Origin of the sequence: Brevibacillus laterosporus DSM 25 (assembly GCF_002706795.1) — a bacterium.
Taxonomy (GTDB): domain Bacteria; phylum Bacillota; class Bacilli; order Brevibacillales; family Brevibacillaceae; genus Brevibacillus_B; species Brevibacillus_B laterosporus.
Map to the genome: position 1 here is coordinate 2,746,200 of NZ_CP017705.1, position 18,983 is coordinate 2,765,182.

Consider the following 18,983-nt stretch of genomic DNA (forward strand, 5'->3'; position numbering starts at 1 on the left):
AACAAAATATTATCGCTACATTACAGGGGCTTTGTTTACGATTTGTTTCAGTGAAATAGCCATAATGCTTATGCAATTACTCTATTATGATAGAAAGAGGTGTAGGAGCTGTGCAACGTTCACCAGAAGAGAGACATGTAGGATTACGTGAAGCGGAAAGAAAAGCAGAGGAATTATTCAAACAGGTAGAAGAGAAGAGAATATTGCGAAGTGGAGTAACTGAAAAGCAGGTTAATAAAGAAATTTATGAATTGGCCTTTCAAATGTATGGAATCAAAAAGTATTGGCATAAACGGATTGTAAGAGCGGGTAAAAATACGCTGTACCCTTATCGTGAAAATCCACCGGACTTAATGATTTCTGAGGAAGATATTATCTTTCTTGATTTTGGCCCGATTTTTGAAGAATGGGAAGCTGATTTTGGTCGGACATACGTGCTTGGAAATGATCCATATAAGATAAAGCTACGTGATGATATTGCTCAGGCTTGGCAGGATGGTAAAGACTTTTTTCTATCAAGACCAAATATTACCGGAAGTGAGCTGTTCGAATTTATGTGTTGTCTCGCTGAGCAGTATGGATGGGAATATGGAGGCCCACACGCTGGTCATCTAATAGGGGAATTCCCGCATGAGCGAATTCAAGGGGATGAAGTAGAGAATTACATTCATGCTGATAACAATATTGAAATGAGAGAGACTGATAAGGATGGTAGACCGCGAGATTGGATCTTAGAGGTGCATTTTATCGATCGTGAGCGTGAGATCGGAGGTTTTTTTGAGCAGTTATTAACAGTCGAATAACCTTGGAGCGGCTGGACTTTATAACAAAATAAGCCAAGAATGAATGAGCTTTCGATAAGAAAATAACAAAAAAGAGCGTACGAAAAATGAGGCGCTCTTTTTTGTTACGCTTGTACCACAAAAATGCACGTACAGGTAAGGGATTACAATTCATTCGCCAGCAACGAATGGATTAGCTCTGACACCATTTTCAATAAGGATTGCAGTTGAATGGATAAAGACCTGCTTAGCTCAGCAAACATGCTTGCATCCATTGATACAACAATGAGCAGAAGGCAAGCGATAAATACGACTTTTTCTACGGGACCTCCTGTTTTAAAAGCTAGAGGTAATTTTATTCTAGCTTTACTAAAGGGATAGAACAGCGGTACTCCGGCGACTGTTAATAGGTCCCCTACGATATGAAAGAGATACCCAATCCACAAGCCTAAAAATACATTCTCTTTCATAAAGAATCCGAGGGCGAATAAACAAAGCCAAAAAGGCAGAGAGTGTGTCAGTCCGCGATGTCCTACTGTTTTACTCATTATCCGCGATGTTTTGGAGAGTTTTTTACCTATGTAAGATTTTGGATGGTCAATGTCGGGCAATAAGCTTCCCACAGCTAGTCCTATCACATAGTCTGTTTGGAATGGAATATCCAAAAACTTCGCTACACATACACCAGCCAACGTTGAAAAAGCAATATGTGTTTTATACTTCAAGATGCCCCCCCTCTTTTTGCTGTAAACAAAGAGGGAATGACTCGTACGACAGATGATACCGCTCTTTGAATAGCCTTCGTATTAAAAAAGAGAACTTTTGTTCTCTTTTTTAATACTATCATATTTCTTTGCAGGTGGGCAGTCTTTCTTGAAATAATTTACTTTTTAAAGGAATAAGCATTTTTTACTTAGGTAAGAGAACCGATTATCGCAATAACTTCAGATCAAACTCCGGTACAAGTCCTTCTTGTGCAGCTCGACTTAAGAGAGCAGTCACGGCAGCATAGCCATCTTCCCCCAGATCAGCAGTAAATTTGTTTACATACAAATTAATATGAGCTTGCGCTACTGCTGGGTCCATTTCTTGAGCATGGTGCATGATATACTCTCTGGACGCTTCTGGATGTGCCCAGGCATATTCCACAGATGCGCGAGTCCAGCTAGCAATAGCATCCAAGTCCAGCGAACGTCGAGCAATGATTGCACCGAGTGGAATTGGTAAGCCAGTATCCACTTCCCACCAATTACCTAAGTCTGTCATTAGTGTAAGACCGTATGAAGGGTAGGTAAAACGTGCTTCATGGATTACTAGACCGGCGTCAATTTTACCATCTCGTACAGCAGGCATAATTTCGTGAAAAGGCATTACAATGATTTCTCCTACTCCACCAGGTACATTTTGTGCAGCCCATAGACGGAATAGTAGATAAGCAGTGGAGCGCTCGCTAGGAACTGCTACACGTTTACCAGATAAGGTGGAGGGGTCAGCTTGTTGGTGGGATGGTTGATCAATAGCAGACGAGTTTTTCGTTAAGACTAAGGGACCGCATCCTCTACCTAACGCTCCACCACATGGCAACAGGGCGTATTCCGACAATACCCAAGGAAGTGCGGCGTAGGAAATTTTGAGTACTTCTGGTCCAGTGAAACTAGCAGCAAGTCCATTCGTGATATCAATATCTGCATACATAACATCTAGGGTAGGAGCTCCAGGAATTAGTCCATGAGTCCACGCATGAAAAACAAATGTATCATTAGGGCAAGGGGAAAAAGCGATTTTCATCGTAACACCTCCACAAGTACTGAACTTACTTTTTCAAGAGCTTCTAATGCTTCTTTTATACGCCAAGCAGATCGGTCGCGTGGACCTACAGGATTAGAAATAGTGCGAATTTCCAACACGGGAATCTCGAATTGCTGTGCGGCAGTGGCTACTCCATATCCTTCCATCGCTTCGGCAGTCGCCCCCACTACTCTGGAGGCTATAGCTGCGGCTGTCTCGGCACTACCTGTTACTGTGGAAACAGTGAGAATTGAACCTGTATGCGTTGGCAAACCAGATACCTTCAGTGCTTCTGTTACACGCTTTGCCAGCATAATGTCTACAGGGATTCGAACAGAACCAAACCCAAGTTCGTCCAAACTTAAGAACCCTTCAGGGGTTTCGGCACCGAGATCAGCGGCTATCATTTCATTTGCTACAACCACTGAAGCTACATCCGCTTTACCTATAAATCCACCAGCAATGCCAGCACAAATAACCACATCATATTTGGTAGTTGCTAAGGTGCGTGCTGTACTAGCTGCGGCAAAGACTGCACCAACGCCACCTACTAAAACATCGAAGCCTTCTGCACCGTTTAACCCACGGATTACCGCTTCTTGTTCGGCTGGTACAGAGGTGACGATAAGTATACGTTTTAGTGATAGTGAGGATGGATTGTTCGAGTTTACAAATGTACCCGAAGAAATTTCTACTTGTTTATCTTGATTCATGTGAACAATCTCCTTTTCATGTAAACCATAACGTGAACTTTTGAATGATTATATAAAACTGATCATTTCTATGAAAGAAGAGATCGGAAAGGCGTATAAAAGCTTCTATTTCCAATTATACAAAGATGAGCCGTTGAGTGAAACACTTTAAAAGGCGTTCTATTCGGAGTTATTGTTTGTCTACTAACGTTTTAGCCAACTGTATCATTTGCTGGTGTACCTTCTCATTCCGTTTATATTCATTAACAGAGTAAGCGATCTGATACAAAATCCCTTGATGATAAAAAATAATCTCGTCTGCTACAGTATTGTGTAAGTGAACGGAGAGTGCGGATTCATCCCACTCATAGTAGGAATAGACAATTGAGCTAGGTGTTGTTTTGATGTGTTGAAAGAGAGGAACTCCATTTTGGGCTTTCTCGATACGAACTTCATTTCCGATTATATCTACTGATTTAGAAGTATGTTGATTGGTCCTGTCTATCGTAGCGAAGGGATCTTCTTTACTCTCGGTCATTCGTAAGATAACAAACTCATTATTGGCTTTATCATACTCGTCTCTTTCTTTTACATAAGTTAGTTGCACTTGCTGGAAAAGCTCTTTTTCATGTCCTTGCTGAAAAGTTACTAAAAAGGCTAATTCTTTTCCTACAGGGAAAGGGAGATTGGACGTATCGATAAGCTGATTTACAGGCTTCATCTGTGTAGGCAGATAGGGGGCAATCTCTTTTGGGGTTACTGGCTGGAAATAGGTGACATTTTTAATGTTGTGAGAGAGAGGGGTATGCTCACTTCTAGCAAATCCACTTCCTTGTACTGTTGGAAGAAGGTGATCTTGTGAACAGCCGAGCAAGCTGAATGTAATTGCAAACAGGAGTAACAGTGATCGGATATTTTTACGCTGACGTACCATAATGCCGCCACCTTTTTATTTTATATAATACCATTTTCTGTATATGTAGGTATGAAAGTAGCATAAAAAAGACTCCGATTGTATCTATCGGAGTCTAACCTACTTTTCTCGTTGTCTAAAATATACTCAAATCCCATTGCTGAGCCATTTCTTTTAGCAAGAGGGAACCAGCCACGCTATTGCCAACCTCATCGATTGAAGGGCTAAAAATCCCGATTCCACAACCATCGGCAAAAGGTAAGTCACGGGAACGATAGCGAGGTGGTACGGCGGATAGGATACCTCCAGAGACCCCACTTTTCGTTGGAACACCAACAAAGGCAGCGAATTTACCAGACGCGTTATACATTCCGCATGTTAGCATTAAGGATTTGGTGAAACGAGCTACGTCCTTAGGAATCACTTGTTCCTGACGAATCGGATGGTAGCCGTCCAGAGCCAGGATTAAGCCAATCAGAGCTGTATCCTTGGTCGTTACCTCTAGAGCGCACTGTTTTAAATAAACCTCAAGGGCACCCTCCACATCTCCATCTAAGAAACCAATATCCTTCAGATAATAAGCCAAAGCTCGATTGCGGTGAGCAGTATTCCATTCTGACTCGAAAACCTCTTCATTTAGCACGGGAGCGGTACCAATTAGTTGGATAAACAGCTTATTAAGTGAACTCATTTTCTGGGCAACAGAATCACCAGCGAGCATGGATGAAACTGTAATGGCTCCTGCATTAATCATCGGATTGTAGGGACGCCCTGGTTTGCTCATTTCTAATCGAATAATGGAATTAAAGGCATCGCCAGTAGGCTCTGCATCAACTCGCTGCAATACATGAGGAATACCATATTCTATACATACCGCGACCAGACTGAGTACTTTTGAGATACTTTGCAATGTGAATGGTGCCTCACAATCACCAGCGGTAATCATAGTTCCATCTGTACCTATTACGGTAACGCCTAGCTGATGAGGGTTCATATTGCCTAGGGCAGGTATATAATCAGCGCACTTCCCTTGGGAAGTTGCTTCTTTAAATTGGTCAATCCAATGTAACAATTGAGAGGATACTTGCTGATGTTGCTCTGTTTCTGACGGTGCCAAGATACTTGGGCTCATCTCAGATGTTCCCCTTTCATTATAAAAATAACTTGAATAACATACCAAGACAGGGGCACTGCCAGTTAGTATGACCCACATTCCCGTGTTCATATGAATTATGGTAGGAATCTGTCAACTCAATGTGTCGTGGAATTCTATTTTAAAGTTATAGCTGTGTAACAGCAAGTATATTTCAGTAAAATACTTATTTTTTCTCAAAAGAGGAAGGGAGATGGAAGAAATAGAAAAAGCCACCATTATAGGCGGCTTTATGGTTTCCATATTGTAGTTGTCCCACATGACTTCATGTCGGTGTTTTATAACCTTATTCGAATTCTTTCTCCCTTACGACATTTTATCTGGAAAAAGATAGATATAGCAATTTGAACCTCAAAACAACGAAAGCCCTACCTCTCTTCCGTCCTTACGGCTCCAATGACCGTGCCAGTGTGAATCGGGTAAATCAAAAAGCTTGCCTGTAAAATGAATCGCTTCTTTGTGAAAATAGTTTTTGGACGTGAGATTTGAAAAACAAGTGAGAGTAATTCATTTCGAGGAAAAAAGAATTGGTTGGGTGAAGGTAAAAAAATCATCTTTAATATGAAAAACACAAGAATAATCATAACATATTGATAAAAAAAAAGCAAATTCTATTAAAAAAATAAAAAAAATTTTAGATATGTGTAATTTTACAGAGTAACATTTGTGATTTTTTGGTATGATCTACAATAAGCCAATAAAGACGAAGGAGTAGGCGGCCTATGATTACGGAGCTGGAGAAACAGGATTTTCTAAAGCTTCAATCGATTTTGAAGCCAGAATGTAACTTGTTCTTCAAAGCAGTGATTGAAGGTACCAATCCGAAAGACTTGTCTTTGTTGACGATCCAGACCAAACCTACCTCTGTGGTTACAAGGCATTGGAGAATTTCACTTAGTCGCAAACTTAGCTAATTAGTTATTTTAGCAATGTGAAACGAATTCGTTGATGAACAGATTTCAGCTACTTTTCGAAATAGATCATTTCGAGTTGAATTGTTACAAGACTCCGCTCTTCTAAAAATAAAGGGTTCTTGTTAAAAAAGCTGGAGCTGTTCTGGGATTCCTAAGGGGCCTTTATGCAGATAGGGTATGGCTGGAGCATTGTTCATGAACAATTGATCGTGAGCATATGTTATGTCAGCATTTGTATCAGGAAAACCCCATTCTATTAAAATTGAAACCTTACCGTCGTTCTGTTGTGGAAACCTTGCTATGTTATTAAATTAAGGTTACCCATTTCTAAAAAATACAGAAGAGCTTTATTGGAGTGTAGCAAGGGTTGATGCTACGGCTACATTGGCGAAAAGTGTTGGACTGGTAAAGGATTCGGAATATAGATTGAATGAGTTTTGCATGTGCAAATGATGGCGAAATAGATAGACAAAAGAAAAAAGGATAAGGACAGGGAGAAAATAGAGATGAAAATATGGGTAAAGACATTCTTGCTATCTGGATTACTGCTGTTGCTATTTAGCCTACAGCCGTTCCAGTCCTTAGCAAGTGGTAATTCGAAAATTTTGTTAGATGGTTATCCATTAACCTTTCCGGTACAGCCCCAGTTAGTAAAAGGAACAACTTTAGTACCGTTCCGAGCGATTGCAGAAGCGATGGGAATTCAGGTGCAATGGGAAAATGCAACACAGACGATCGTTGCAACTAAATCAAATGACACAACTGGAACAGAGCTTCGACTACAAATCAACAATGCTACTGCTTATGTGAATAATCAACCAATCACATTGGCTGTAAGTCCTACGTTGTACAAGGGAAGTGCATTAATCCCATTGCGAGTCTTCAGCGAGCAATTTGGGGCTACGGTTAACTGGGACGGGGCTAACCAAACTGTATTACTGCAATCTCCACCAAAGGATATATATACCATGGCTTTCTATGCCATTTCTTCATTTAGTGAGCGACAACTTATCCCTTCCTTTGATGCAGTGTCCTTTGGATGGGCAAGAATCAATGAAAAAGGGGAATTTACACTTCAGGGCAAAGATTTTTATTGGCCTCAATCAGCAGGAGATGTAACACCAGAGGGGATCGTAAGTGAGGCAAAAGCAGGTGGAACACAGCCTTATTTCATGGTTTTTTCTACGGATGGCAAAGGTGAACTGATGAAGATGCTTCAAACCGAGCAGCTACGCCAACAAACGATCGATGGAATTTTACAAGCTGTGCGTAATCAAGCATTTGAAGGGGTTGCCTTAGATTTTGAGGGATTAGGCTTGAGCGGAGATATCGAGCTTGAGAAACGTATGTATACAGAATTTGTTGGGCAACTAGCTTCTGTGCTGCATCAGGAAGGCAAAAAACTGTCACTGGTGTTGCATCCTCCTAACAGTTCTTATAAAGGCTACGACTATGCACAATTAGGTACTTTAGCAGACGATTTGATTATCATGGCCTATGACTACGGACAAAAAGGACAGCCGGAGAATTTGGACAAAGTCAATGAGGCTATCCAGCTTGCTTTAAAGCTGGTACCAAAAGAGAAACTGATCCTGGGTATCTCTATGGGGAGTGAAAATGCTAGTACCATTAACAGTAAAATTGGTTTAGCTAAGCGATACAATTTAAAAGGTGTTTCGCTATGGCGAATTGGGCTGATTGGACAGCCTACGTACTTGGAAATGAAAAAGGCTGTAGAGATGTAAGGATCGGTTCTTTTATCCAATCTAACAATGATCAGTAATAACCAAATCCATCCCTGATAATTATTGAAGGGATGGATTTTTCATAACGTTTATTGCTGTACCAATATTTATTTTATTCGTGATAACATGACTGTGACTGTATTTGTGTGTAGAAATAAGGAGAGTGACGTAATGAAAACAGAAAAACAAAAGATGGTAGACGGTGAATTATACGACGCCTCTGATGTAGAGTTGTGTGAAGAACGTCAACAGGCTAGTAGGTTGACGAGGTTGTACAATCAGTCGTTGGAAACCGAAAAGGAAGTACGCAAGGGTATATTATCTCAGCTATTCGGCTCGAAAGGAGAGGATTGTATCATTCAACCTAACTTTCGATGTGATTATGGATACAATATTCATCTGGGAGAACATTTCTTTGCCAACTATGATTGCATCATGCTAGATGTTTGTGAAATACGTATAGGCGAGCATTGTATGCTGGGGCCAGGTGTTCATATTTATACGGCTATGCATCCTCTACACCCTTTAGAACGGGCGAGTGGTCTGGAATATGGTAAACCGGTCGTTATTGGCAATCATGTATGGATTGGTGGGGGGGCTATCATTAATCCAGGTGTTAGGATTGGACATAATGTGGTTGTCGCCTCAGGAGCAGTCGTAACGAAAAACGTGCCGGATAATGTTGTCGTTGGTGGAAATCCAGCAGTGATTATTAAAGAGATTATGTCTTAAAAAAGATAGGGAATGAATCAATCTATCTATCTATCATCACTACTATTGCCACAGAGTTAATTACATAAGTGAAGAAGCGTCTAAATCATAAATTTGGGCGCTTCTTTTTTTTTGATAAAGAGTATTGAATTGCTATTTGATTGGATAAAAGTACATTTTTTAGAAAAATAGTTTGTTTACACAATTCCATTTTAAAAAAAATGAATACTGTAAAGGAGAAAGGAAGGTGTTATTGGGTTGGATAATCGTTTTGAAATTGACAAGATTTACGAAAGCATTATTCAAACAGAATTAGATCTTTATTTAAGAAGAGACCCATTGTTTGCACATAAACATTGCAGCTCGAGTTCTAGCTCTTCTAACACTTGCAGGTCAACCTTTATTTCCTTTATTCAAGGTCCAACCGGTCCAACTGGTCCAACAGGTTCAACAGGCCCAACCGGTCCAACTGGTCCAACCGGTCCAGGAAGCGGCCCAATTTCGATACCACCGGGACTAATTCCTCCCTTTATTTCACTGCTAAATGGTTTAATTACCGCAGTACCAGCTGTTTTTGCAGAGCCAAGTCCAGATAACATCGCCACATTGGTACAACTATTGCGAGGATTAAGTACGTTTGGAACTCAGGCTGGTCTTAGTCCTGGTCAATTGGCAGAATTAAATTCTGTCATTACCGGATTACTAACTATATTAAACACGCAGCCATTTAACCCAAGTGCTTTTGCTACTGAATTCCAATCCTTACTCAATACGCTGCTAGAATTTACTTTACTCTTCCAAGTAGACCCAGTCACATTACAAACTCTTTTAAGTTTATTGCAGCAGCTTCAAATCATTCTAACTAACCTTACACCGTCTGGAGCGACTGGAGCGACCGGGGCAACTGGAGCGACTGGAGCGACCGGGGCAACTGGAGCGACTGGAGCGACCGGGGCAACTGGAGCGACTGGAGCGACCGGGGCAACTGGAGCGACTGGAGCGACCGGGGCAACTGGAGCGACTGGAGCGACCGGGGCAACTGGAGCGACTGGAGCGACCGGGGCAACTGGAGCGACTGGAGCGACCGGGGCAACTGGAGCGACTGGAGCGACCGGGGCAACTGGAGCGACTGGAGCGACCGGGGCAACTGGAGCGACTGGAGCGACCGGGGCAACTGGAGCGACCGGGGCAACTGGAGCCACCGGAGCGACTGGAGCCACCGGAGCGACTGGAGATACCGGAGCGACTGGAGCAACCGGGGCAACCGGAGATACCGGAGCGACTGGAGCAACCGGGGCAACCGGAGATACCGGAGCGACTGGAGCAACCGGGGCAACCGGAGATACCGGAGCGACCGGAGATACCGGGGCAACCGGAGATACCGGAGATACCGGAGCAACGGGGGCAACCGGGGCAACCGGGGCAACCGGAGATACCGGAGCGACTGGAGCGACTGGAGCAACCGGGGCAACGGGGGCAACCGGAGATACCGGAGCAACTGGGGCAACCGGAGATACCGGAGCGACTGGAGCAACTGGAGCAACTGGGGCAACCGGAGCGACTGGAGCCACCGGAGCGACTGGAGCCACCGGAGCGACAGGCCCAACCGGTCCAACCGGCCCAACCGGCCCAACAGGAGCACTTGCTACCCAAACCTTTGCTTTTGCAGCCAATACGAGTGGTACCGAAATTGCTGTATTGGTAGGTGGTACGCTTATTCCATTCCCTGACGCTCAGGATATTGGACCGGGCATTACAGTCAATGCAACCAATGATACATTTACTGTAGCAGCTGCCGGTAACTATCTCATTGCTTATTCCATTAACATTACTTTGTCACTTCTTGTAAGCTCGCGTATCTTAGTCAATGGAGTTCCAGTAGCGGGTAGCGTTGTTTCACCGCTAGTTGGTCTAACTTCATTCGAAGCACAGGTAATTGTTCCTGTACCAGCTGGAGGAAACATTCAGGTACAACTATTCGGTGTAGCAGCGTTAGCAACCTTAGCTGCGACTATACCAACGAGTATCACGATTATTCGTTTAAGCTAGATCAAGATTTGTATGTAAAAAAGCTGCCCTTCTGAAATATGGAGGGCAGCTTTATACATATCCTAGTATATAGTACTTCGTGAACAGTTGAGAAATCTCTACAAATTTTAATGTTGCTAATTTGTGTGAAATTAGGAAATAATAGGTATATACCAACTTGCTAGACTCCTCTTGTGTTTTTACTCCTATTCACTTAACTACCATCAGCTTCTCAATGCATAAAGCAAACGAGAATGAGCATACAGAAGAATTTCCTGATGAAATAGATAGTATCCTAAATTCGTAAAGAAGCTTTCTAATGTTTACACATAAATCATTTGTTACTTTTATCATGCTTTTTTTACTAGAATATATCCATGCAATATCTCTATAAATAAATATATAATTATTTACACATATAATTGTAAGGAAGAGTTGAATATCCCGAATAATTATAATATAGTGCCAATTATAATAGAAAGATATATAAGGATTTGAGAGGTATCTTTGTTTGGTTTTGCTACGTATTACATAAGGGATGGAAACTATTGAAAAGAGGTGACAGGCTATGTTTCGATTAGAAACAAACAGAATGATCTTGCGAAAAATGGATTTATCAGATGTGGAAAGATTAAGCCGGATATTTACTGACCCTATCGCTATGCAATTCTATCCTTCTACAAAAAATGAAGAGGAGACGGTTGCGTGGATCAAGTGGAATCAGGGGAACTATGAGAAATATGGAATAGGCTTTTGGATTGCTGAGAATAAACAGGATGGGGAATTCATAGGGCAATGTGGCTTGGTACCTCAAGAAATTAATCTTCAACAAGAAATTGAGATTGGTTATTTGGTTGTCCGAAAATATTGGGGACAAGGACTAGCTACAGAATGTGCGATTGCTTGTAGAGAATATGGTTTCCATAAACTAGGGTATGACCGTTTGATTTCTCTTATTGATAAAAGGAACGTAGCATCCAGACGCGTAGCAGAGAATGTTGGGATGACATGGAAAAAGGAAATTAGCAAATGGAATAAAACGATACAATTATATGGTATAAATAAATAAAAGACATTCCTTCAAGGAGGAGATCATTGTTAGTAGCAATTCTCTTATTTATCACAGCTGGTCTGGCTGAGATTGGTGGCGGTTATCTTATCTGGCTATGGTTACGAGAAGCAAAACCAGCCTGGTATGGTCTTGTAGGGGGCTTAGTTCTTATCGCGTATGGGATTGTTCCAACTTTGCAAAAATTCCCTACATTTGGACGGGTATACGCAGCCTATGGTGGTATATTTATCATTCTAGCGATTATTTGGGGCTGGTTGGTGGATAAAAAGACCCCAGATATGTATGACTGGCTCGGAGCAGCGATTTGTATAGTTGGTGTGGCTGTTATTTTGTGGGCGCCTAGATCATAGAGGCATGGTTTCTATCTTTTTAACAGATAGGGGTCATGCCTATTTATATGGTATTTTCAAAAAAAATATGGTAAAGTTTAAATCCTACTTTACATATAGGAATTAATGTATTATAACTTGAATATGCTTTAGTTACCTTCATGAGAATTTATCAGAAAGAACGGAGGGAATCCATTGTCAACAGTTTGGATTTTACTTAATATTGCTATCATGTTACTCATTATTTTTGGACTATATACCATGCAAAAGAAACATATTTCTTTTTCGAAGCGTGTATTTACTGCACTGGCTGTTGGGATTGTCTTCGGAGTTGGTTTACAACTTATTTATGGGGCCAAAACAGACATTGTAAAAGATTCTATAGAATGGTTTAATGTCGTAGGTAAAGGCTACATTAAGCTTTTACAGATGATTGTAATGCCACTGGTATTTATATCTATTTTAGCTGCTTTTACAAAGGTTAAGCTCACGAATAATATTGGTAAAATCAGTTCTTTAATTATCGGTATCCTGATTGCAACAACTGCATTAGCTGCCGCTATTGGGATTGGAACAACACTTGCTTTTAATTTAGAAGCTGTGCAAATTCAGCAAGGTGATCAGGAAACATCTCGGGCTGCTCAATTAGAAAAAACGTTTGGCCAAATTCAGGATTTATCCCTTCCTCAAAAAATCGTGGAATTATTACCAGCTAACCCGTTCCTTGATTTAACAGGACAACGTTCTACATCTACGATTGCTGTTGTTATTTTTGCTGCCTTGCTTGGCGTTGCGTTCTTAGGTATAAAGGGGAAACAACCAGAACACGCTACATTCTTTGCAAAAATTGTAGATACATTTTACACGATTATTATGCGAGTAGTGAGCATTATTTTGCGCTTAACTCCTTATGGGGTACTAGCTTTAATGACAAAAGTAACAGCTACCAGCGATTACTTAGCAATTCTCAAATTAGGGAAGTTTGTTCTGGCGTCCTATGTTGCGATTCTGATTATGTTTGTGATTCATCTGATTTTACTCGCTATTACTGGACTTAACCCTATTTCTTATTTGAAAAAGACGTTTTCCGTTTTGACATTTGCGTTCACTTCACGTTCAAGTGCTGGAGCTTTACCATTAAACGTAGAAACGCAACGTGATAAATTAGGAGTACCGGAAGGCATTGCTAACTTTGCTGGATCTTTTGGTTTGTCCATCGGGCAAAATGGTTGCGCAGGTATTTATCCAGCAATGCTAGCTGTGATGATTGCCCCTACAATTGGAATTGATCCATTGACACCTTCCTTCATCGTAACTCTCATTGCTGTCGTAGCGATTAGTTCTTTTGGAGTTGCAGGTGTAGGTGGTGGAGCTACCTTTGCTGCGCTTTTGGTACTATCTACAATGAACATGCCAATTGCATTAGCTGGTTTGTTAATTTCTGTAGAACCATTAATTGATATGGGGCGTACAGCTTTAAATGTGAGCGGAAGTATGGTAGCAGGTGTGGTTACTAGCCGTGTAACAAAGGAATTAGATACCACTATTTATAATAATCAAATGCAGAAACAAGTAGAGGTGTAAGGAAATTACGGCCTTTTCTTACAGCCCTTTTGCTCTGTTTCCTTATCAAGTGTCGCCTTGAGACAAATACTTTGTCCTTGGCGGCACTTTTTTTGTAAGGTTGACAAGCCTGTGACATCTCACTATAATTCTGAACAATAAGTATTTGAATGTTATGAAAAAATATGGATGAAGCCGTGAAGAGGAAGAGTAAAAGAAAGCTCTAGTGTCAGAGAGCCGTCTCAATGTGCTGCAAAGATGGTCGCTATCTTTCCTTGAAAATCACCTCAGAGCTTTGTTGTGGAACAGATTAGAGCATGAGTAGGGTCAGATTAAACACCGAACTCTCAGTCTCTGGGATCATTAGTACATAACAACGAATTGTTCACGTTATCGGACTAAAGTCTATTCCAAACCTGCTCTCTCGTGTGTGAAGATGGATAGCTCTAGATGTGAGTACCATGGATTGAGGTGGAATAAGACTTGTGGAGTCCGTTTTTGTGAAAAAACGGAGAATGCTCAGTGGTATCGCGACTCTCGCCTAAGCAATGGAAGTAACCTGCTTTCATGCTAGGCGAGTTTTTTTGTTATCGAAAAAAATAGAGAGGCGGAGAAACTGATGAATGTAACAACCAGCAAACTAACCATAGAAGATATTCTGGTGGCGAGCCATCTATTGCGAGAAGTTATTATCAAAACACCTCTGCAGCACAATGCGGTTCTGTCAGAAAAATACCAATGCAATGTGTTCTTAAAGCGGGAGGACTTACAGGTCGTTCGTTCATTTAAATTGCGTGGAGCTTATTATCTCATGCGTACGTTATCGGAAGAGCAAATGAAACGCGGTGTCGTTTGTGCTTCCGCGGGTAATCATGCGCAAGGGGTTGCCTATTCCTGTAAAGCCTTAGGAGCGCGTGGCATGATTTTTATGCCTAGCACAACACCTCGCCAAAAGGTGTCACAGGTGAAGTTATTCGGCGGTGATTTAGTAGAGATTGTATTGGTAGGCGATACCTTTGATGATTCTTTTTCTGAGGCGATCAAATATGGTAAAGAACATGATATAACATTCATTCACCCCTTTGATCATGAAAAAATCATTGCGGGTCAAGGTACGGTTGGAATGGAGATTCTAAATGATATGTCAGAAGCATTGGATTACCTGTTTGTAGGTATCGGAGGGGGAGGCCTAGCAGCAGGCGTTGGAACATGTGTCAAAGGGATTAGCCCTCTAACAGATGTCATTGGGGTAGAACCGCAGGGAGCGGCTTCTATGAAGCAGTCCTTTAAAGAGAATCAGGTGGTAGCTTTACAAGAGATTGAGACATTTGTGGATGGAGCTGCGGTCAAGCAAGTAGGGCAACTCTCATACGAACTATGTAAAGAGGTTATCGACGACATCGTCACGGTACCAGAGGGAAAAGTATGTAGTACAATCCTTGATTTATATAATCAAAATGCAATTGTAGCTGAGCCTGCTGGTGCACTTACCATCGCGGCATTGGATGAGTACAAGGATAAAATTAAAGGGAAAAATGTAGTCTGTATCGTCAGCGGAGGGAATAACGATATTGATCGTATGCAAGATATTAAGGAGCGTTCTCTAATCTTTGAGGGACTCAAGCATTACTTTATCATTAACTTTCCTCAACGTGCGGGGGCCCTGCGAGAATTTCTTGATGAAGTACTAGGGCCTACAGATGATATTACTAGATTCGAATATACCAAGAAAAATAATAAGGATAATGGACCTGCATTAGTAGGCATCGAATTAAAACAAAAAGATGATTATGGGGCATTAATGGAACGGATGAGACAAAAAAACTTCCCTTTTATGGAAATCAACCATAATCCAACCTTGTTTAACCTGCTGATTTAGCATCAGCGATTGCAGGGTTTTTACATTAGGGGGAAAAGTAAAGCCCTCGATATGTACATCAGAGGGCTGCGTATAAATGGTAGCTAGATGATGTGGTACGTTTTATCATCCTCTGGCGGGTTATTCGTCATGGGCTTTCTTTTAATCCGTAGGAAGTAATAGAGTAAGCAGAAAAGAGCGAACACTCCACCGCAATATAAGGCGATTCGCTGATCTTTATCAAATGCTAAGCTGATAAGTACAACTAGATTGAGGGTCAAACTAATTAGTGGCAGGATCGGATAAAACGGGGTCCGGAATTTGAGATCGCGTAACTTCCCGCCATTCTTTAGATAATGTTTACGGAATGCTAATTGAGAGGCAGAAATTGAAATCCAACCTACCTGTGCTCCTAATCCTGCAAGCGAAATCAACCAGAGATATACGGTATTTTCAGCAAACACACTAGAAAGCAAGGATAACAGGGAAATGGAAAACGTGAGTAACAGGGCGTTCATTGGGACGCCTTTTTTGTTTACTTTTCCAAGTGTTGGACTGGCCATATCTGTTTTAGATAAAGACCACAGCATCCGAGTGGCTGCGAATAAACCAGAATTAGCTACGGATAGTAATGCTGTTAGGATAACAAAATTCATAATATCGGCGGCATATGGAATACCAATTTTGTCGAATACCATGACGAATGGGCTTTCAACCACTCCTGCTTGTTGATGGGGAATTAGACCAGCTAGAATGGTGATCGCTAACACAAAAAAGATGAGTGTCCGCCAAACGGTAGCCCGAATTGACTTTGGAATGTTTTTCTCTGGATTGTCACTCTCACCAGCGGCAATGCCAATAAGTTCTGTTCCTTGAAAGGAAAAATTCACCGTTATCATTGTGAGTAACAGACCAGTAATTCCATTAGGTAGCCAAGAGGTTTCAGCAAAATTACTTAGCATAGGGGCAGTCTCACCACTACGGAATGGGATCACACCAAACATTGCTGCTCCGCCGAGCACGATAAAGGCTAAAATAGCCGCTACCTTGAAACTGGAAAACCAGAATTCGGTCTCACCAAAAGCTTTGGCTGAAAGAGCATTGAGTAAAAATAGTACAATGCCAAAAATTGCGCACCACATCCAGACCGGTGAATCTGGGAACCATCGTTGCATGAGTAGACCAGAAGATAGAAGCTCTAAGGCTACTGTTACGGCCCAGCCCAACCAGTATAGCCACCCAATGGTAAAACCCATTGCTGGACTAATAAATTTAGTTGTATACGTCTGGAACGAACCAGACACAGGCATAGCAACTGATAATTCACCAAGACATAGCATGGTGAGATACATGATAAAGCCACCTACAAGATAGGAAATGACGGCCCCGATCGGACCTGCTTGGCTAATGGTATAGCCGGAGCCCAGGAAGAGTCCTGTACCAATAATTCCGCCGAGTGAGATCATAAATAAGTGTCTACTTTTCAGCGTACGTTGCAATTCATGAGAGGAACGTTGTTGGGACATGTCCATCTCTCCTTTCTCTATGATCTCACAGTGAGAATGAGATGTATGCGTTTACAAATTAAATATTATGCAACATTCGTACCAATTCTAATTTTCTGAATTATAAAGATAAATAAAAGGGCATGCAAAAAAAATTGTCGCTTTTTGTGTGAAAAACTTTGCTGCCAATTTTTTTTGCATTTGATACTTACAGGTTTTCTTTTTGTAAACGACGTAAGCGATATTGCAAACTTTGTCGACTCATCCCTATATGTTCTGCGGCATGGGATATATTTCCTGCAAACTGATCTAATATTTTTCGAAGATAGATCCCTTCAAAGGTGTGTAGCACTTCTTTTAATGGCAATGAATCCTGCTGTAAGAGGTGTAGGGTATCTTGTATATGAGAGTCATGCAAATTTGGTTGAGTATTGGTAGTTTCTGTCGAATAAGCTCTATGACTTATAATCGTTTTTGCCTGAACCCCAGGTGCTGATGAAGAAGGAATTGAGGCTGATCCAGGTAGTTTACGGCGAATATGATGGAGAGGCAGATGCTCAAGTGCAATGATGGTTTCATCAGTCAGCATTAAATTCATTGCACCTTCAATGAAGTGCTCCAATTCACGAACATTTCCGGGCCAATCATAATCTCCGAAAAAACGCTGTACATCTTCGTTTATATCTTCTACATCCATTTGAAACAGACGGTTATATTTATTGATGAAATGATTAGCTAAAGTCGGAATATCCTCACGACGTTCACGAAGTGGCGGAATGAGTAGGGTGACTACACCTAGGCGATAATACAAATCCTTCCGCAATTGGTTTCTTGAGATCGCTTCGATTGGATCTTCATTAATGGCAGCGATAATGCGAACGTTAATTGCGCGATCCTTTGTATCACCAATACGTCGGATCGTTTTCTCTTGCAAGGCGCGCAACAATTTAGCTTGGAGGGGGAGGTTAAGAGAGTTTAATTCATCTAAAAATAAGGTCCCGCCTTCTGCTTGCTCAAATAAACCAGGTCGTTCTATAGCTCCTGTAAAGGCACCCTTTGTTGTACCGAATAGTAGCCCCTCGATTAAGCTATCTGGCAGAGCTGCACAATTTTGCGAAATAAAAGGGGATTTGGCTCGCATACTAGCATGATGAATACTTTGCACAAACAGCTCTTTGCCCGTTCCGGTTTCTCCGACAATCAGAACGGAGGAGGAGGTACGGGCTACTCGTTTTGCGTGTTCAATCATTTCGCAAATGGCGGGACTATTTCCAATGATGCTTGCAAAGGTATAACGCGTGCTACCTATCTCTTTTTTAGCGAAATAATTTTCACGTATCATGCGCTCCATTTTAGTTACATCATTTGCAATTTCCACTGCTCCAATATTCGTTCCATGTTGTTGCAAGGGGAGCGTGTTATTAATGGTAGTAATCTCTTTACCCTTACCGTTTAAATAGGTTTGTCTGATCTGACGCAAGCTCTCTCCTTTATGTAGAGCTTGAAGCAAAGTGCTTTCCTGATCAGGAGAAAATTGAAAAACGTCTAGCAACTTCTTGCCAAGAACGTCCTCCTTTTGCATGCCTTCTAGTTCTGCCATTTTACGATTATATAAAATAGAGGTGCCATCCGCGTCGATTACGTGTACACCTTCATTCATTTCGTCCAAAATATGAGCAACCATTGCTAGAAAGGTTGTTCCGTCCATCAACGGAGACGTGGACATAGCAGCTCACCTCATTTCGTATTTTCTCCAATTTGGTGTAGTCATTCTAACATAGATGGAGTGAGGTGCAAAATAATTTTGCTATGAAAACTGCTTGAAACTGTTTGTGCAAACTTTTTTTGCGTAGTAAGCTTATTTCGTGCAAAAAAAAGCTTATTTCTTTACAATTTTTTGTTGGCATAGAAAATGCATAAAAATATAAGC

At 41.4% G+C, this 18,983-nt stretch carries 15 protein-coding genes and 2 pseudogenes; 10 read left to right on the top strand and 7 right to left on the bottom strand.

Annotated elements, in window-relative coordinates:
* The first annotated feature begins 110 nt into the window (after positions 1-110).
* Positions 111-803, top strand: coding sequence for a M24 family metallopeptidase (locus BrL25_RS13240; RefSeq protein WP_018673527.1), 693 nt, complete (start codon positions 111-113; stop codon positions 801-803).
* 143 nt (positions 804-946) lie between these two features.
* Here the strand turns inward: BrL25_RS13240 and BrL25_RS13245 are convergent, their stop codons facing one another.
* From BrL25_RS13245 to BrL25_RS13265, 5 genes are all read right to left on the bottom strand, one after another.
* Positions 947-1,507: a metal-dependent hydrolase gene (locus BrL25_RS13245; RefSeq protein ID WP_018673528.1), complete on the bottom strand. Its 561-nt coding sequence runs from the start codon at positions 1,505-1,507 to the stop codon at positions 947-949.
* Between the two features lie 205 nt (positions 1,508-1,712).
* On the bottom strand, positions 1,713-2,570 hold the full coding sequence (locus BrL25_RS13250) for a 1,4-dihydroxy-6-naphtoate synthase (protein WP_018673529.1): 858 nt from the start codon (positions 2,568-2,570) through the stop codon (positions 1,713-1,715).
* Complete coding sequence (locus BrL25_RS13255) at positions 2,567-3,283, bottom strand: futalosine hydrolase (RefSeq protein WP_018673530.1); 717 nt, start codon at positions 3,281-3,283, stop codon at positions 2,567-2,569. The genes BrL25_RS13250 and BrL25_RS13255 overlap by 4 nt, the downstream gene beginning before the upstream one ends.
* Before the next feature lie 169 nt (positions 3,284-3,452).
* Positions 3,453-4,196 carry a hypothetical protein gene (locus tag BrL25_RS13260; RefSeq protein ID WP_018673531.1) on the bottom strand — a complete coding sequence of 248 codons (744 nt, stop codon included), beginning with the start codon at positions 4,194-4,196 and terminating at the stop codon, positions 3,453-3,455.
* Positions 4,197-4,311: 115 nt separating this feature from the next.
* Complete coding sequence (locus BrL25_RS13265; RefSeq protein WP_026315318.1) at positions 4,312-5,295, bottom strand: glutaminase; 984 nt, start codon at positions 5,293-5,295, stop codon at positions 4,312-4,314.
* A gap of 755 nt (positions 5,296-6,050) precedes the next feature.
* Between BrL25_RS13265 and BrL25_RS13270 the strand changes: the two genes are divergently transcribed.
* From BrL25_RS13270 to ilvA, 9 genes and pseudogenes are all read left to right on the top strand, one after another.
* Entirely contained in the window at positions 6,051-6,242 is a 192-nt protein-coding gene (locus BrL25_RS13270) for a hypothetical protein (protein WP_018673533.1), read from the top strand.
* 506 nt (positions 6,243-6,748) lie between these two features.
* Positions 6,749-7,987 carry a stalk domain-containing protein gene (locus BrL25_RS13275; protein WP_018673534.1) on the top strand — a complete coding sequence of 413 codons (1,239 nt, stop codon included), beginning with the start codon at positions 6,749-6,751 and terminating at the stop codon, positions 7,985-7,987.
* A gap of 171 nt (positions 7,988-8,158) precedes the next feature.
* A complete protein-coding gene (locus BrL25_RS13280) occupies positions 8,159-8,719 on the top strand; it encodes a sugar O-acetyltransferase (RefSeq protein ID WP_018673535.1) in 561 nt (186 codons plus the stop codon).
* Between the two features lie 318 nt (positions 8,720-9,037).
* A pseudogene (locus tag BrL25_RS26660) lies at positions 9,038-9,505 on the top strand (collagen-like repeat preface domain-containing protein); the annotation flags it as partial.
* Between the two features lie 285 nt (positions 9,506-9,790).
* A pseudogene (locus BrL25_RS26665) lies at positions 9,791-10,747 on the top strand (BclA C-terminal domain-containing protein); the annotation flags it as partial.
* A 547-nt stretch (positions 10,748-11,294) separates the two neighbouring features.
* On the top strand, positions 11,295-11,795 hold the full coding sequence (locus BrL25_RS13290) for a GNAT family N-acetyltransferase (RefSeq protein ID WP_018673537.1): 501 nt from the start codon (positions 11,295-11,297) through the stop codon (positions 11,793-11,795).
* Between the two features lie 26 nt (positions 11,796-11,821).
* Complete coding sequence (locus BrL25_RS13295; protein WP_018673538.1) at positions 11,822-12,148, top strand: YnfA family protein; 327 nt, start codon at positions 11,822-11,824, stop codon at positions 12,146-12,148.
* Between the two features lie 174 nt (positions 12,149-12,322).
* Positions 12,323-13,711, top strand: a complete 1,389-nt coding sequence (locus tag BrL25_RS13300) for an L-cystine transporter (RefSeq protein ID WP_018673539.1) — start codon at positions 12,323-12,325, stop codon at positions 13,709-13,711.
* Between the two features lie 598 nt (positions 13,712-14,309).
* Entirely contained in the window at positions 14,310-15,569 is a 1,260-nt protein-coding gene (gene ilvA / locus BrL25_RS13305) for a threonine ammonia-lyase IlvA (protein WP_018673540.1), read from the top strand.
* A gap of 83 nt (positions 15,570-15,652) precedes the next feature.
* Here the strand turns inward: ilvA and BrL25_RS13310 are convergent, their stop codons facing one another.
* Both BrL25_RS13310 and BrL25_RS13315 read right to left on the bottom strand, forming a co-directional pair.
* The gene (locus BrL25_RS13310) at positions 15,653-17,074 is read right to left on the bottom strand and encodes an amino acid permease (protein ID WP_018673541.1); all 1,422 of its coding nucleotides are present in this window, start codon (positions 17,072-17,074) and stop codon (positions 15,653-15,655) included.
* 187 nt (positions 17,075-17,261) lie between these two features.
* The gene (locus BrL25_RS13315; RefSeq protein ID WP_018673542.1) at positions 17,262-18,779 is read right to left on the bottom strand and encodes a sigma-54 interaction domain-containing protein; all 1,518 of its coding nucleotides are present in this window, start codon (positions 18,777-18,779) and stop codon (positions 17,262-17,264) included.
* Positions 18,780-18,983: the final 204 nt, after the last annotated feature.

Excerpts from the sequence above, each read along its gene's own strand:
- BrL25_RS13250 (WP_018673529.1), bottom strand. The coding sequence starts at position 2,570 with ATGAAAATCGCTTTTTCCCCTTGCCCTAATGATACATTTGTTTTTCAT.
- BrL25_RS13275 (WP_018673534.1), top strand. The coding sequence starts at position 6,749 with ATGAAAATATGGGTAAAGACATTCTTGCTATCTGGATTACTGCTGTTG.
- BrL25_RS13255 (WP_018673530.1), bottom strand. The coding sequence starts at position 3,283 with ATGAATCAAGATAAACAAGTAGAAATTTCTTCGGGTACATTTGTAAAC.
- ilvA (WP_018673540.1), top strand. The coding sequence starts at position 14,310 with ATGAATGTAACAACCAGCAAACTAACCATAGAAGATATTCTGGTGGCG.
- BrL25_RS13315 (WP_018673542.1), bottom strand. The coding sequence starts at position 18,779 with ATGTCCACGTCTCCGTTGATGGACGGAACAACCTTTCTAGCAATGGTT.
- BrL25_RS13260 (WP_018673531.1), bottom strand. The coding sequence starts at position 4,196 with ATGGTACGTCAGCGTAAAAATATCCGATCACTGTTACTCCTGTTTGCA.
- BrL25_RS13270 (WP_018673533.1), top strand. The coding sequence starts at position 6,051 with ATGATTACGGAGCTGGAGAAACAGGATTTTCTAAAGCTTCAATCGATT.
- BrL25_RS13290 (WP_018673537.1), top strand. The coding sequence starts at position 11,295 with ATGTTTCGATTAGAAACAAACAGAATGATCTTGCGAAAAATGGATTTA.
- BrL25_RS13280 (WP_018673535.1), top strand. The coding sequence starts at position 8,159 with ATGAAAACAGAAAAACAAAAGATGGTAGACGGTGAATTATACGACGCC.
- BrL25_RS13310 (WP_018673541.1), bottom strand. The coding sequence starts at position 17,074 with ATGTCCCAACAACGTTCCTCTCATGAATTGCAACGTACGCTGAAAAGT.